12 protein-coding genes are annotated in these 13,152 nt (G+C 66.2%); 4 read left to right on the top strand and 8 right to left on the bottom strand.

All coding sequences use genetic code 11. The features are described from left to right. From AC6RV7_RS01290 to AC6RV7_RS01255, 8 genes are all read right to left on the bottom strand, one after another. Window positions 1–1,149, bottom strand: a complete 1,149-nt coding sequence (locus AC6RV7_RS01290) for a PepSY-associated TM helix domain-containing protein (RefSeq protein WP_500092084.1) — start codon at window positions 1,147–1,149, stop codon at window positions 1–3. Window positions 1,150–1,154: 5 nt separating this feature from the next. Then, window positions 1,155–3,299, bottom strand: a complete 2,145-nt coding sequence (locus tag AC6RV7_RS01285) for a TonB-dependent receptor (protein ID WP_500092083.1) — start codon at window positions 3,297–3,299, stop codon at window positions 1,155–1,157. Between the two features lie 100 nt (window positions 3,300–3,399). Continuing rightward, entirely contained in the window at window positions 3,400–4,641 is a 1,242-nt protein-coding gene (locus AC6RV7_RS01280; RefSeq protein ID WP_500092082.1) for a PepSY-associated TM helix domain-containing protein, read from the bottom strand. A 35-nt stretch (window positions 4,642–4,676) separates the two neighbouring features. Beyond that, window positions 4,677–5,126 carry a hypothetical protein gene (locus AC6RV7_RS01275; protein WP_500092081.1) on the bottom strand — a complete coding sequence of 150 codons (450 nt, stop codon included), beginning with the start codon at window positions 5,124–5,126 and terminating at the stop codon, window positions 4,677–4,679. Between the two features lie 93 nt (window positions 5,127–5,219). After that, window positions 5,220–5,699, bottom strand: a complete 480-nt coding sequence (locus AC6RV7_RS01270) for a Dps family protein (protein WP_500092080.1) — start codon at window positions 5,697–5,699, stop codon at window positions 5,220–5,222. Between the two features lie 164 nt (window positions 5,700–5,863). Further along, on the bottom strand, window positions 5,864–6,187 hold the full coding sequence (locus AC6RV7_RS01265) for a hypothetical protein (protein ID WP_500092079.1): 324 nt from the start codon (window positions 6,185–6,187) through the stop codon (window positions 5,864–5,866). A gap of 147 nt (window positions 6,188–6,334) precedes the next feature. Continuing rightward, window positions 6,335–7,015 carry a Fe2+-dependent dioxygenase gene (locus AC6RV7_RS01260; RefSeq protein WP_500092078.1) on the bottom strand — a complete coding sequence of 227 codons (681 nt, stop codon included), beginning with the start codon at window positions 7,013–7,015 and terminating at the stop codon, window positions 6,335–6,337. A 141-nt stretch (window positions 7,016–7,156) separates the two neighbouring features. Next, window positions 7,157–9,469 (bottom strand): TonB-dependent receptor, encoded by a 2,313-nt coding sequence (locus AC6RV7_RS01255; protein ID WP_500092077.1) that lies wholly within the window; start codon window positions 9,467–9,469, stop codon window positions 7,157–7,159. Between the two features lie 127 nt (window positions 9,470–9,596). On the opposite strand from AC6RV7_RS01255, the gene aroB reads away from it, so the two are divergent. The 4 genes from aroB to AC6RV7_RS01235 all read left to right on the top strand — a co-directional run bounded on the left by aroB (window position 9,597) and on the right by AC6RV7_RS01235 (window position 13,143). Then, on the top strand, window positions 9,597–10,688 hold the full coding sequence (aroB, locus tag AC6RV7_RS01250; RefSeq protein WP_500092076.1) for a 3-dehydroquinate synthase: 1,092 nt from the start codon (window positions 9,597–9,599) through the stop codon (window positions 10,686–10,688). 92 nt (window positions 10,689–10,780) lie between these two features. Then, window positions 10,781–11,413: a hypothetical protein gene (locus tag AC6RV7_RS01245; RefSeq protein ID WP_500092075.1), complete on the top strand. Its 633-nt coding sequence runs from the start codon at window positions 10,781–10,783 to the stop codon at window positions 11,411–11,413. A 2-nt stretch (window positions 11,414–11,415) separates the two neighbouring features. Then, window positions 11,416–12,174 carry an acyl-ACP--UDP-N-acetylglucosamine O-acyltransferase gene (lpxA, locus tag AC6RV7_RS01240; protein ID WP_500092074.1) on the top strand — a complete coding sequence of 253 codons (759 nt, stop codon included), beginning with the start codon at window positions 11,416–11,418 and terminating at the stop codon, window positions 12,172–12,174. A 27-nt stretch (window positions 12,175–12,201) separates the two neighbouring features. Continuing rightward, window positions 12,202–13,143, top strand: a complete 942-nt coding sequence (locus AC6RV7_RS01235; protein WP_500092073.1) for a PdxA family dehydrogenase — start codon at window positions 12,202–12,204, stop codon at window positions 13,141–13,143. The last annotated feature ends 9 nt before the right edge of the window (window positions 13,144–13,152 follow it).

Raw genomic sequence — 13,152 nt, 5'->3', positions numbered from 1 at the left:
TCAGCGTCGCCCTGACGCGGCGGTCGAGCGTTGGCCTATAGCGCCGGCCCGGCGGCGGATCCACCAGATCGCTGCGCCAGACAAAGTCAGCAATCCGGGTGTGAGACCGCCGACGAAATAGGTCCATTTTACCCAGGCCGCGCCGTGGAGTCCGAAGTGCAGCGGGGCGAGCATCGAGTTGAATTGATCGCGGACAGACGCGTCGGTGGCCGCGCGCACGGCACGAAGCGCCCCCGTGGCGGCGTCGAAGTCGACGCGGCTGAATTTCTGCCAGACGGGAGCGTTGCGGTGCAGCAACAGCACGCTGACGACGCCGCCGGCTTGCGGCGGCATTTGCGCGCGCACGATCTCGGCGTCCGGAAACCGCTCACGCGCCGTGGCGAGCATCGGTTCGAGCGGTACGAGTTGGGCGAGCGAAAACGGTGTCGCGGGCGGAGCGACGCTCGGCGCGCGCAGAATCGCGAGGCAGTAGAGCGCGCCGGTGACGCCGAGCACGACGGGAAAATAGAGGGCGAAAATGCCGATCCATTTGTGCAGATCGGCCAGTGCGACCCGCCAGCCGAGGTGGAGACGGAACGGATGTCGCCAAAGCTGCGTGAGACGATCGCGATGAATATAGATCCCCGTGAGCGCCAGGAGCGCGAGTGCGACGCCGCCGAGCCCGGCGACGAAGGTGCCGGCGCGGCCCGCGTGGAGGTGCATGTGCAGGCCGAGCAGCCACGAAGTGAGCAACGATCTTTCCGGACCTGACCACAGCACGCGGCCGGTCGCCGGCTCGAGAAACGCGACCCAGCGCACGGGCGCGTCCGCCGCACGAAAAACAAGCCGGTGCGTGGCGTCGGGCGTGAGCGCCGGCAGCACGCGAAACAGCCGATAACCGTCGGGTGCGAGCGGCGCGGTCGCGCGCGCCAGATCGGCGAGCGCCGGCGCGTCGGTGCCGGCCGGGCGCTTGTTCACGTGCAGGTCCGGCTCGAACCAGCGCTCGAGCTCGTGGTGCACCACGAGCAGCGAGCCGGTGGCGCTGAGGAGAATCAGCAACGCGCCGGCGGCGAGGCCGAGCCAGCGATGCACCCGCCAGACGAGCAGCCACGTATGCCAGCGGCGGATACGCCGGGCCGGGGCGGGCGGGAGCTGGAGCGCGGGGCGCACGCGGTTCAGAATTCGAAACGGTAGCGCACGCTCAGCGAGCGGCCGCGGCCGGCGTAGTAGTTGGCGTTGGTGGCGGCGCTGCCCGTGAAGGTGGCGGAGAAATACGTGATGTAGTTTCGGTCGAGCAGATTCTCGACGCCGACGCTGACGATCTGGCGGTCGGTCACGCGGTAGTTGGCGAGCAGATCGACGAGCGTGTAGCCGGAGAAGTCGCCGGCGGAAACGCCGTCCGGATCGCTGCGCGGGAGGAACGTGAGCGATTGCAGGCGCGTGTCGAAGCGGCGCGTCCACGGCTTGTCCCAGTAAAGCGCGACCTTCGAGGCGGTGATGTTGAGGGCGGGCAGGCGGCGATCGAGCTGGCCGTTGCCGTCGCGGTCGCTCTTGCCCTCGAGCACCGCGACATAGCCGCCGAAGGTGCCGAGGCGGGCGGGGAGGCGGATTTCGCCGTTGAGCTCGGTGCCGTAGGTGGCGCTCTTTTCGCGGACGACATCGTAGACGCCGGAAGCGTTGGCGACCAGTCGCGCGCCGAGTTCGGCGGTGGAGAGAAACGCGTTCCAGCCGAGGCGCCAGCCGTGGCCGTGAAAGCGGACGCCGAGTTCCCAGTTGTCGGTCACGACCGGATCGAGATTGATGAAGTCATCGACGTCGAGCCCCGGCGTGCCGATGGCGCGGAGGATGCGGCCGATGTCGGCCATGCCGTAGCCCTGCGCGTAGCTGCCGTAGAGCATCGCGGCGCGGTTCAGCTGCCACGTGGCGCCGAGATTGAACAACGCTTCCTCGAACTTGGGATTGCCGCCACGGACGAGGACGCCGCCGTAGGATTCGAGCGTGTGAAAGTCGTCGACCTGCAGTTGCGCGATCTCGTAGCGCACGCCCCCGGAGAGCGTGAGCGGGCCGAACGGTTTCTCGAACTGCGCGTAGGGCGACCAGCCCTCGTAAGTCGTGTAGGGCACCCACTCGCGTTTCGTGAAGACGAGCGTCTGCGCGGTTTCGTCGGAGAGATAATCGAAGCCCGTGACGACGCCGAGATTGCCGGCCTCGGGAAACGTGCGCACCCACGTCGTGCGAAGGCCGTGCTTGCTGGCCTCGACCTGCGATTGGTCGAACGTCGGCACGCCGTTGAGCCGGAAAAGCGCGAGCGTGGAGGCGGTGTTGGAGCCGCCGTAGATCGCGTTGAAATCCTGGTGAAAGAGATTCAACGAAAGCTCGCCGCCGAACAGATCGCGATCGGTGAACGTAAGCGTGGCGGTCGTGACCTGGTTTTCGGCGGGCGCGCCCATCGAGGTGCCGCGAACGGAGGACGTCGGCAGACCGGCGGCGCGATTGCCCGCGACGGCGACCCAGCGGAGATTTTGCGCGAGGTCGAAATGGTTGATCATCAGTTCGACGCTGTGGCGGGAGTTGAAGTCGTAGCCGCCCTTGAAGAAGAGCCCGTAGGCGTCGCTGTCGAGGGTATCGCCCTGCGTGTTGTCGACGCCGAGCGGCCGGCCCTCGCCGTCGTAGGCGAACGGGCGGCGCTCCCAGGTGCCGCCGGCGACGACGGAGGCAGCGCCGCGGCGGACGGCGGTGAGCGCGGCGACCTTGCCGCCGTAGCCGTCGGATTTGAAGCGGGTGGACGTCACGCCGATGGCCTCGAGCAGCGAGCTCACGCCGTCGCTTGCCGGGGCGCCGCGCGTGACGAAATTGATGAGCCCGCCGGTGGCGCCCATGCCTTGCGCCGCGGAGGAGCCGTGCACGGCCTCGATCTTGCCGAGGAAGAACGGATCGATCGTGAGACTCTCGCGGCTGCCGGCGCGGAGCGGATTGGACTGCGGCACGCCGTCGACAAGATAGAGCGGATTGCGGCCGCGAAACGATTCGCCGTAGCTGGTGAGCTTCTGGCGCGACGGCGAGAAGCCGGGGACGGACACCGCGAGCACCTGATTCAGGTCGCTGGAGATCGCGAGCTGGCGATCGAGAACTTCGGGCGTGACGACGCTCGTCGTGACCGGCAGCGAGCTGGCGAGTTTTTCCGTGCGCGTGGCGGCGCTGACCGTGACGGCGTCGAGACGGTAAATCTCGTCGCCGTCGACGTCGGTCGAAGGCGCGGTTTGCGCAAGGAGCGAGCCGGCGGCGAACGCGAGCGCGGCGGAAACGAAGGGCTTGTTCATGAAAGGAAAACGGAGCTTGGGATTCAGTCTCAAGCGAATAGTCAAAAAGGGGGCATGCATGCGTGAGTGGGGGGCGCGGGCGGCGGGGAGGCGCGGGGCGTCAGGTCTGTGCGCGCGCGACCGGCTTTTTGCCGAAGAAGCGGCGCCAGCTCAGCGCGAAGCCGGTGTAAACGAGGAAGCAGCCGCCGAGGCAGGCGAGGCCGGCGATCAGCTGGCCAATCCACCCGAGCGCTTCGCCGGTGTGGAGGAAGCGCGTCCACGTGCGGACCTGCCGTCCGGTGGTTTGATCGGCGAAGGTTTCCTGGCGGAGGATTTCGCCGCTGAACGGGTTCAGGACCACGGTGGTCGTGGCGGTGCGCGGCCAGGCGTCGGGGAGTTTCACCGAAAAATTCGCGGGAGACGGAGTCGCGGCGCGATCGGCACGCGGGCCGCGCGCGGGGTTCTCGGCGGACGCTGGTGCGGCGGGCGAACGGGACGGCGTCGCGCCGCGAGCGGGCGAGGCGAGACGGAGCGTAATCTGTTCCCAAGCGGGAAACGCCTTTTGCACGGCGGCGAATTGAGCGGCGAGTGGGAGCGGGCGGGCGTCGACGGCGGGTTTCGGCAGATCGATCGCGGGCGAGGCGCTGCCGGGCGGGCCGGCCTGAACGGGTGGCGCTTCACCGACGAGGCGGTAGACGAGGGCGTTGCCCCAGCGGAAGGAAATCGGGACAGCGGTGAGCGTGAGCACGATGAGGATCGGCGCGCTCCACAGGCCGATGGCGTTGTGCCAGTTGAAATCGCGGGCCTTGCCGGTGAGGCGGCCGTTGAAAACGGCGATGGCGCGAACGCTCCGCCACGACCAGGAGCGCGGTAGCCAGAGATAAAGGCCGGTCACGGCGAGGGCGCAGAAGGCGAGGTTGCAGACGCCGTCGATGAGTTTGCCGAGCGGCCGCTGATCGCCGCTGAAGGCCAGCACGCGATGCCAGTTTTCCATCGTGTGCAGGAAATCGTGCATCGCGGTCGACGCCGGCTGGCGCGGCTCGCCCGTGTAGGGATTGACGAAGATGGCCTGGTCGCGACCGAAGGAAACGGTCACCGCCTGGTGCGGATCGGCGGACAACGTGATCGCAGAGGGGCGCGCGTCGGGCTGCACGGCGCGGACGCGCGCGAGAATGTCGTCGAGGGAAAGTTGAGCCGCGTCAGGCGACGGCGGCGTGACTTGGCGCGCGTCGCGCTCGGACCAGGCGACCAGCTGTTTTTCGAAAGCCAGGGTGACGCCGGTGAAACACATCACTCCGATCGCGATCCCGGCGATGACGCCGGCGGCGAGGTGCGTCCAAAACAGGAGTTTCCGAAAACGCATGAGCGGGAGCGAGCGGCCGGATACGCGCGACGAGATCAACGGGGCGGTTCGGCGACGGCGAAACGAACCCGGGCGGCGAATTCGGCGATGCCGTGGCCGCCGGCGCTCGCGATGCATTGTTCGCGGAGAGCGGGCAGACTGGCGGCCGGGGCGAGCTGAAGAGCGACCGCTTTCGCCGGCCGCGAACGATCGAGTTGCACGTGAGCGACGTAGTGGGCGTCGAGCCAGCGCCGCAGCCGGTAACAAGCCAGGTAATGCGATTCCTCGACCGTGGCGCGGAGCCGGAAAAACAACGCGAGGACGATCGCGGGCTCGGCCTTCCCGGCGAGCGCGAGGCGCAGGTCCAGCGCGGCATCGAGTCCGGCAGCGTCGCGATTTTCACTCAGCGCGGCGAGCAACTGATCGACCACGAAAACCCCGTGGTTGAGCGGACAATCTGCCGCGATCGCGGCGGGAGGGGAAAAGCTCGTGGTCAGAGCAGGCATGTTGATAGGAGTGAAACTCAATCTCAATAGAAGGGCCAAGAAAAAGCGCCGGTGTTGACCGGCGCAAGCGAAAGTTGGAGGCGAGGTGGGATTTTACGCCGACTTCAAGTAGCTCTTCAGCATCCAGAGCGTTTTCTTATGCCACTTTACGCGATCGATCGCGAGGTCCTGGGTTTCCAGGTCATCGGCCTCGCCGGAGACGTCGCGCAGGCGTTCGGCATCCGCCAGAGCCTTCTCGTGAGCGACGACCAAACCGGCGACGAAGTCCTTCGCGGGCTGCAGGCCAGTCTTGAACTCCTCCAAGCCGGCGGTTTTGGCGAGGGTGGCGAGTCCGCCCGGCGCATAGGCGTCGAGGGAGCGGATGTGTTCGGCGAGGTCGTCGACCGCGTGGAAGAGATGCTCGTATTGCTCTTCAAAGGCCTTGTGGAGCGAGAAAAACCCGGGGCCTTCGACATTCCAATGCGCGTGATGTGTGAGCGCCATGAGCGCGTAAGAATCCGCGAGCAGCAAGCTAAGCGCGGAGACGACAGGGGAGGTGCCCGTTTTGGGATGAGCGGCGGTGGTCGCGTTCATGCGGCCAATGGTGAAAGAAGCGGGGCCAAACGCAAACGGGCGGGACGCGAGCGGGCAGAATCAGTAGGAGAACTGAACCAAATGATGCGCCGCGGGTTGCCGGAAACCACGGCCTGCGTTGTGAGGTAAACGTGGATACGCAGGACCGTTGCCGCTACTCGCGCTCAGGCTGAGCGCCGGCGCTTCGCGGCTTCGTCGGATGCGAACGCGTTTTCGCCGTGGACCAGCACGGAAACGCGCGCACCGGGACACGACACGGCGAGTCGGCACGCGAGGCACCAGATCCGGTGCTGGCTCGATGCGAGCGCGACCGGCAGGTGCAGCGTGAGGACGGGCTCGCGCACGTCCGTCACGGCGACGCGCAGCGTCTCGACCGCGAGCGGCTGGTGGAGCTCGCGGGCGCAGAGCGTCGCAACTTCGGCGAGCGCGGCGGCGTCGGCAACGCCGGGCGTGACGATCTCGCAGCGGATGGCGGAGGAAGCGTTCATGGCTGGCCGGAAACGTTGCGCCCGGCGGTCAGAGCGAGAGCGCGAGGTGGAAGAGGACGAGGAGCGCGACGGCGGCGAACACGCCGGTCAGGAACCGGGCGGTCGAAAGACGATGAGCATGAGGAGGAGCGTGCATCCGAAAAGTGGTTACATCTCCGCCCAGAGGCGGAGCAGGTTGTGGTAAACGCCGGTGAGCTGGACGACCGACGGGTGATCGGGTTTTTCCGCGCCGAGGCGCTGGATCGCGACGTCCATGTCGAAGAGCATCGAGCGTTGGGTGTCGGCGCGAATCATCGACTGGAGCCAGAAGAACGAACAAAGCCGCGTGCCGCGGGTGACGGGCGTGACCTGGTGGAGGCTGGTCGACGGATAAAGGATCATGTGGCCGGCGGGCAGTTTCACGGATTTGGCGCCGTAGGTGTCCTCGATGATCAGCTCCCCGCCGTCGTATTCCCCGGGTTCGGCGAAGAAGAGCGTGCACGAAAGGTCGGTGCGGATGCGATGACCGGTGCCGGGAACGATCCGGATCGAACCATCGACGTGCGTGCCGAAGGTCTGGCCGCCGGAGTAGCGGTTGAACATCGGCGGCAGGATGTGCAGCGGCAGTGCGGCCGACATGAACAGCGGATTCGCGCTCAGCGCCTGCAGGATCACGCTGCCGATCTGACGCGCGGTGGGATCGTCGACGGCGAGTTGTTGATTGTCTTTCACGCGTGCGCCCTGGTGGCCGGCGGTGGCCTTGCCGTCGATCCACGCGGCCTGTTCGAGGAGGCGACGCGCGTCGGCGACTTGGGCGGACGTGAGGACGTTCGGAATGGCGAGGAGCATGGGCTAAGGAGCTTAGAGCTGAGAGCTGAGAGCCTAGAGTTGAGAGTTGAGAGATGAGAGGTGAGAGGTGAGAGGTGAGAGCGGGAGGAAGGTTACTGGGTGGTTCGGCTCTGGGCTCTGGGCTCCCGGCTCCAGGCTAAATCAAAAGCGCAGGTCGGCGCTGAGGAGGAAGCTGCGCGGGTCGCCGAAGTAGACGCGGTTGGAATTGTTGTTCACGGCGCGCGCGTAGTGCTCGTCGGCGAGATTCGTGACGTTGAGCCGGACGCTGAAGGTCGGCGTGATCTCGTAGGCCAGGACGGCGTTGACGATCCAGTGGGCGGGCAGACGCGCGTTGTTGGTGTTGTTGAGCGAAACGCGCGACGAGCCGGTGTATTGCGTGCCGCCGCCGAGGGTGAGGCCGAAGGGCAGGCGGTAGGTCGTCCAGAGATTGCCGGAGAATTCGGGCGTCCAGTTGAGTTCGGAGCCGTTCTGGACGGCGTTGGCGTCGTTGCGGTTCTCGCTGTCGAGCCACGAGAAGCCGCCGAAGAGTATCCAGTTCGCGGTGACGCGACCGGAGAGACCGGCTTCGAAACCCTGCACGGTCTGGTCGCCGTAGAGCGTCGGCACGCCGTTCGTGTCGGTCGCGACGCTGATGTTGGTGCGCTCGCTGCGGAACAGCGCGAAGGAGGCGGTGAGCCGCCGGTTGAACAGCTCCCACTTGGTGCCGAGTTCGGTGTTGTAGGATTTCTGCGGGCGGGCGTTGGGCGAATTCTGGCCGGTGGTGCCGGGCGTGCCGTTGTTGCGGGAGCCGTTGTCGTTCGAGAGATTGCTGGTGCCGGGCGGCTGCGCGGCGACACCCCAGGAAACGTAGAAGCTTCCGGTGCGGGCGGGTTTGAAGACGAGGCCGAGCTTGCCGGTGAGGAGCGTGTCGTTGGCGGCGAAGGGTGCGACGGCGCCGGTGGTGAGATCCAGCACGTCGTAGATGGCCCGGTAATGCTCGAGGCGCGCGCCGCCGGTCGCCTGCCAGCGATCGCCGAAGCGCGCGGTGTCGAAAAAGTAGAGCGCCGCAGTGTCGATGCGGATGTCGTCAATAAATCGATACACGGGCGCGAAACCGGTGAGCGCGCGCGCGGGTTCGGGATTATACGGGTCGACGCCCACGACGAGCGTGGGCGCGGTCGGCTCGCCGGCGGTGGTGACGTTGACGGTTTTGCTCAGTTCGCCGGTCGTGCCGAGGCCGGTCCAGTCGCGCAGGGTGCGGCCGTTTTCGCGCAGGAACTCGAAGCCGCCGGCGAAGGAGTGGTCGATCTTGCCGGTGGAGAACTGCGCGGCGAGATTGGTCTGGTTGACGAGCGTTTCGATTTCGCGGGCGAAAGCCTGGCGATTGGTGGTGACGAACTCGGTGACGGCGCCGGTATTCATGTCGGGCCGGAGATCGAGCGCGCCGAGGACGGTGTAGATGGCCTGGCGGTCGGTGTTGCTGTAGCGCGAGAAATTACTCAACCGCATCGTCGGCGTGAGGTCGTGCTCGAGGCGGAGGCTGACGACGTCGATCGTGACGTCATCATGGTCGGAGAGGAGGCCGTAGAAACGCGAGCGGTCCACGGGGCGTGACGGACGCGCGGCGGTCGCGGTGCCGTCGATGGAGCCACCGAGGCCGCCGAATTCCGGGCGATCGCGTTGTTCGTCGTGCTGGTAGGTGACGGTGACGCGGGTGGCCGGCGCGAGTTGGAATTGGAAGGACGGCGCGAGACCCCAGGTCTTTTTCTCGGCGTAATCGCGGCCGGCGACGCCGCCGTCCTGCCAGAGCGCGTTGAGACGAAAGGCCGCGCCGGGAAGGGTGGAGTCGAGCGCTTGATTGTGATCGACGGTGATGCGGCGGCGCTCGATCGAAGCGTAGCCGTCGAAGCCGTAGCTGCCGGTGACGCTGGTGAAATTTTCCGTTCGCGGCGTCTTGGTCACGAGGTTGAGATAACCGCTGGCGGCGCCGCGACCGTTATCGCCGGCGGGGCCTTTGACGACCTCGACCTGATCGAGGTTGTAGACATCGCGGCCGTAGTTGCCGTTGTCGCGCACGCCATCGATGAAGATATTTCCCGAGACGTCGAAGCCGCGCATTACGAAACTGTTCGAGCCGGAAACGTGGCCGCCTTCGCCGGCGAGGAAGGTGATGCCCGGTGTGTTGCCGAGGACGTCGGCGAGATTCGCGGCGCCCTGCTGGTTGAAGACCTCCTTGGGAATCACGGAAATCGTTTGGGGCGTGTCGACGAGCGGCGCGGTGAACTTTGGCGAGGAGACTTCGCGGATCCGCGCGGATTGAATTTCGAGCGCGGGCAGCAATGTGCTCTCGGTCTCGGCGGAAGGCTCCGAGGTTTGGGCCGTCGACGCGCCGCTGGCGAGGACAGCGGCTGTGAAGGCCGTGACTTGGCGAGACAGGGAGCTGGCGGTGGAAGCGCTTTCCGGGAAGGAGGGCATAGTGTATGAGAACGGGTCTCAGTATTGAAATCGCGGGTTTCGCGTCAATTTGTTTTTGAGACGAGAACTCAGTCTCAAGAAAGGAGCGCGGTTGACCTTGCTGACTGCCAATGCGTTAGTGCGCGCCATGGTCGCTCGTCTCACCGTTAATCTCAGCGAACGAAGCTACGATATCTACTTTGCGGAAACGTTGGTTGCGGAGGTGCAAAGCGCCGTGAAACGTCTCCAAGCAGAGCGCCGGCGAATTTTTGTCCTGACGGATGCAAACGTTGCGGCGCAGCAGGGGGACCGGTTGAACACCATGTTCGGTGAAAGCGGGGCTGCGATCGAAACGGTTACGCCCGGCGAAGGCGCGAAAGCGGTGGCCGTGTTCGGGCGCGTGCTCGAAGCGATGGCTCGGCATCAACTCGACCGTCGAGGCGTGCTCTTCGCGGTGGGCGGCGGAGTGATCGGCGATCTCGGCGGGTTTGCGGCGGCGAGTTATCTGCGCGGGATCGATTACGTGCAGGTGCCGACGACGCTGCTGGCGATGGTGGACAGCTCGGTGGGAGGAAAAACGGGCCTCAATCTGGAGGCGGGCAAGAATCTCGCGGGGGCGTTTCATCAGCCGCGCGGTGTGTTCATTGCGACGGAGCTGCTGGCGACGCTGCCGCCGCGGGAGTTCGCGGCCGGGATGGCGGAGGTCATCAAGTATGGATTGCTGGGCGACGCGGAGCTGTTCGCGCGACTCGAAAAAGATCCGCTTACTCTCGCCAGCGTGGATCTGCCGGAGGTGATCCGGCGGTGTTGCGCGTTGAAGGCACGGATCGTCGAAGCCGACGAGCGCGAACTCGCGAAAGAGGGCGGCCGCGCGCTGTTGAATCTGGGGCACACGTTCGGTCACGCGATCGAGCAGGTCGCCGGCTATGGCCATTACCTGCATGGCGAGGCGGTCGCGATCGGGCTGTGCGCGGCGGCGCGTTTGTCGCAAAAAATTGGTTACATCGACACGGCGGACGTCGCGCGCGTCGATCGCGTGGTCACGGCGCACGGCCTGCCGGTCCGGCTGGCGGAGCCGCTGCCGCTCGCGCCGCTGCTGGCGGCGATGGCACGCGACAAGAAAGTGCGTGCGGGAGCACTGCGTTTCGTGGTGATGAAACGTCTCGGCGAGGCGATCACCGCGGGTGATATTCCGGCGGCGCTCGCGGAGGAGAGTTTCCGCGAAGTCGGGGCGGCGTGAGTCGGTGCGCCGTGCGGAAAGCGGGGGCGTTCACGAGGAGAAAATTGAGTTTTTCCGTGTCTTCGCGGCGCTCGGTGGATTAAGTTTCCTGCATGTCGGCCATCGACGAAGGCATCGTTCGCGAGTATTTCGAACAGAACGGATTTCTCGTCCGTCAGGTTCGGAAATACCAGGTCACCGCGCGGCGAAAGAGCGGCGACGAGGAGATCGACCTGATCGTTTACAATCCGTCGTGGGAGCGTGGCTCGCGGAAGCCGGACTTTTTTCTGTTTTCCACCGAGCTGCCGTTCATCCAGCGCGCGGTCGTATCCGTGAAACCATGGCACACGAACGTGTTTTCGCCGGGCATCCTGAAGAGCAGCCCGGAGATTTTTCGTTTTCTCGAGGAGAACGTGTTGAAGGAGGCGACGCGGCTGTTTCCCGCGAATTCCGGTGACGAGGCGGACAGCGGGCTGACGAAGATCCTCGTGCTGCCGAGCCTGCCGACGGCGGAGCCGTTTCGCTCGCAGAGCGTGGAGCTGCTGAAGCACAGCGGCGTCGACGCGATCATCTCGTTTCGCGCGATGCTGCTCGATCTCCTGGACAAGATTGAGGTCAACCAGAACTACACGAAGAGCGACACGTTGCAGGTCATGCGCATCCTGAAAAATTACGATCTGCTGAAAGACGCGCAGCTCGACATGTTCCCCGACCGACCCGCGGCCCTGCGCCGCCCCCGCCTCTGATCATGGCCACGACCCTTCATCCCACCGCGATTGTCGAACCCGGCGCGCAACTCGGCGCCGACTGCGAGATCATGGCGCACGCGATCGTGACGAAGCACTGCATCCTCGGCGACCGCGTCGTCGTGCATCCGTTCGCGGTGGTTGGCGGCGATCCGCAGTATCTCAAGTTTCAGCGCGACACGGTTTCCGGCGTTAAGATCGGTGCGGGCACCGTGATTCGCGAGCACGTGACGGTGAACCGCTCGATCTGCGCCGGCGGTTTCACGACCGTGGGCGACAACTGCTTTCTGATGGCGGCGTGCCACGTCGCGCACGACTGCGAGGTGGGCAATAACGTCGTCGTCGCCAATGCTGCGCTGCTCGCCGGCCACGTCGTGGTGGGCGACAACAGTTTTCTCGGCGGCGGCTGTGCGATCCACCAGTTCTGCCGGATCGGCGAGGGCGTGATGGTGGGCGGAAACGCTTCGATCACGCGGGACGTCGCGCACTACACGATGCTGGCGGAACGCGACGAGGTGGTGGGCTTCAACGCCGTCGGATTGCGCCGGCGCGGGGTGAGCCGGCCGGCAATCGCGGAACTGAAGCAAGCGTTTCACGCGGTATTCTTCACGCCGGGCAACATCCGCCAGGTGGCGGCCGACGCCCTCGCGTCCGGAATTTACGGCACGGTCGAGGCGCGGCATTTCCTGGAGTTTTTTTCCGAGGGAAAACGGAGCTTCGCCCGCGCGCGCCGGGCCGGCCCCGACGAGGCGGAGGGGTGAGTGTATTCGTTTTCTGAACACGCGATCATGAACAGACTGGCGTTGACCTGCGGAGACCCGGCCGGCATCGGACCGGAGGTGATTGCGGCCTGGCTCGCGGCGCATCCGGAGGAGGCGAAAACGGTCGCGGTGATCGGGCCGGCGCGCTGGCTCGAGACGCTCGGGCCGGACGTGGAAAAGATCGCCGTGGGCGGCGGCGCCTTCGCGGCAATACCGGGACGGCCATCCGACCCCGGCGCGGAACTCGCGTGGGCGGCGCTCGAGCGCGCGGCGGCGGGCTGCGCGAGCGGCGAGTTTGCGGGCACGGTGACGGGGCCGGTGAGCAAGGAATGGCTGGCGCGCGTCGGCTATCCGTTTCCCGGTCAGACTGAGTTCTTTGCAGCCCGGTGGGGCGGAGAGCCGGTGATGGGATTTTGCGGCGGCAAACTCCGCGTCGTGCTCGCGACGTGGCATGTGCCGTTGCACGAGGTGCCGCGGCTGCTCGGGCCGAACCTGCTGCGGCGCACGATCGCGGCGGCCGACCAGCTCGCGCGCGTGGAACTGGACGAGGGGCGGGAGATCCCGCCCGACAGTTCGCGGATCGGCGTGTGTGGGCTCAATCCGCATGCGGGCGAAGGCGGGTTGTTGGGCTACGAGGAGCGCGACTTGCTGGATCCGGCGCTCGATCATCTGCGCGCGGAGTTTCCCGGTGTCTCGAAGTGCCTGCCGGGCGACACGGTTTTCGGGCGGGCGTTGCGCGGGGAGTTCGACGTGGTGGTCGCGATGTATCACGACCAGGGCCTCGCGCCGTTGAAGACGATCGAGTTCGACGAAGCGGTGAACGTCACCCTTGGCCTCCCGCACGTGCGCACGAGCCCGGATCATGGGACGGCGTTTGGCATCGCGGGGAAAGGCGTCGCACGGCCGACGAGCTTCGCGAACGCGGTCCGTGTGGCGCGGCGCTTGATAAACCGGCGCGAAGCGCGATAGTTCGCGCGG

This window comes from Opitutus sp. sgz309028 (assembly GCF_059821195.1).
The sequence above is the reverse complement of the archived record's forward strand: the minus strand, read 5'-3'. Positions and strand labels throughout refer to the sequence as shown.

What these genes read in the sequence shown, in the direction of transcription:
- AC6RV7_RS01285 (WP_500092083.1), bottom strand. Translation starts at nt 3,299, where the DNA reads ATGAACAAGCCCTTCGTTTCCGCCGCGCTCGCGTTCGCCGCCGGCTCG.
- AC6RV7_RS01280 (WP_500092082.1), bottom strand. Translation starts at nt 4,641, where the DNA reads ATGCGTTTTCGGAAACTCCTGTTTTGGACGCACCTCGCCGCCGGCGTC.
- AC6RV7_RS01275 (WP_500092081.1), bottom strand. Translation starts at nt 5,126, where the DNA reads ATGCCTGCTCTGACCACGAGCTTTTCCCCTCCCGCCGCGATCGCGGCA.
- AC6RV7_RS01270 (WP_500092080.1), bottom strand. Translation starts at nt 5,699, where the DNA reads ATGAACGCGACCACCGCCGCTCATCCCAAAACGGGCACCTCCCCTGTC.
- AC6RV7_RS01265 (WP_500092079.1), bottom strand. Translation starts at nt 6,187, where the DNA reads ATGAACGCTTCCTCCGCCATCCGCTGCGAGATCGTCACGCCCGGCGTT.
- AC6RV7_RS01260 (WP_500092078.1), bottom strand. Translation starts at nt 7,015, where the DNA reads ATGCTCCTCGCCATTCCGAACGTCCTCACGTCCGCCCAAGTCGCCGAC.
- AC6RV7_RS01255 (WP_500092077.1), bottom strand. Translation starts at nt 9,469, where the DNA reads ATGCCCTCCTTCCCGGAAAGCGCTTCCACCGCCAGCTCCCTGTCTCGC.
- aroB (WP_500092076.1), top strand. Translation starts at nt 9,597, where the DNA reads ATGGTCGCTCGTCTCACCGTTAATCTCAGCGAACGAAGCTACGATATC.
- AC6RV7_RS01245 (WP_500092075.1), top strand. Translation starts at nt 10,781, where the DNA reads ATGTCGGCCATCGACGAAGGCATCGTTCGCGAGTATTTCGAACAGAAC.
- lpxA (WP_500092074.1), top strand. Translation starts at nt 11,416, where the DNA reads ATGGCCACGACCCTTCATCCCACCGCGATTGTCGAACCCGGCGCGCAA.
- AC6RV7_RS01235 (WP_500092073.1), top strand. Translation starts at nt 12,202, where the DNA reads ATGAACAGACTGGCGTTGACCTGCGGAGACCCGGCCGGCATCGGACCG.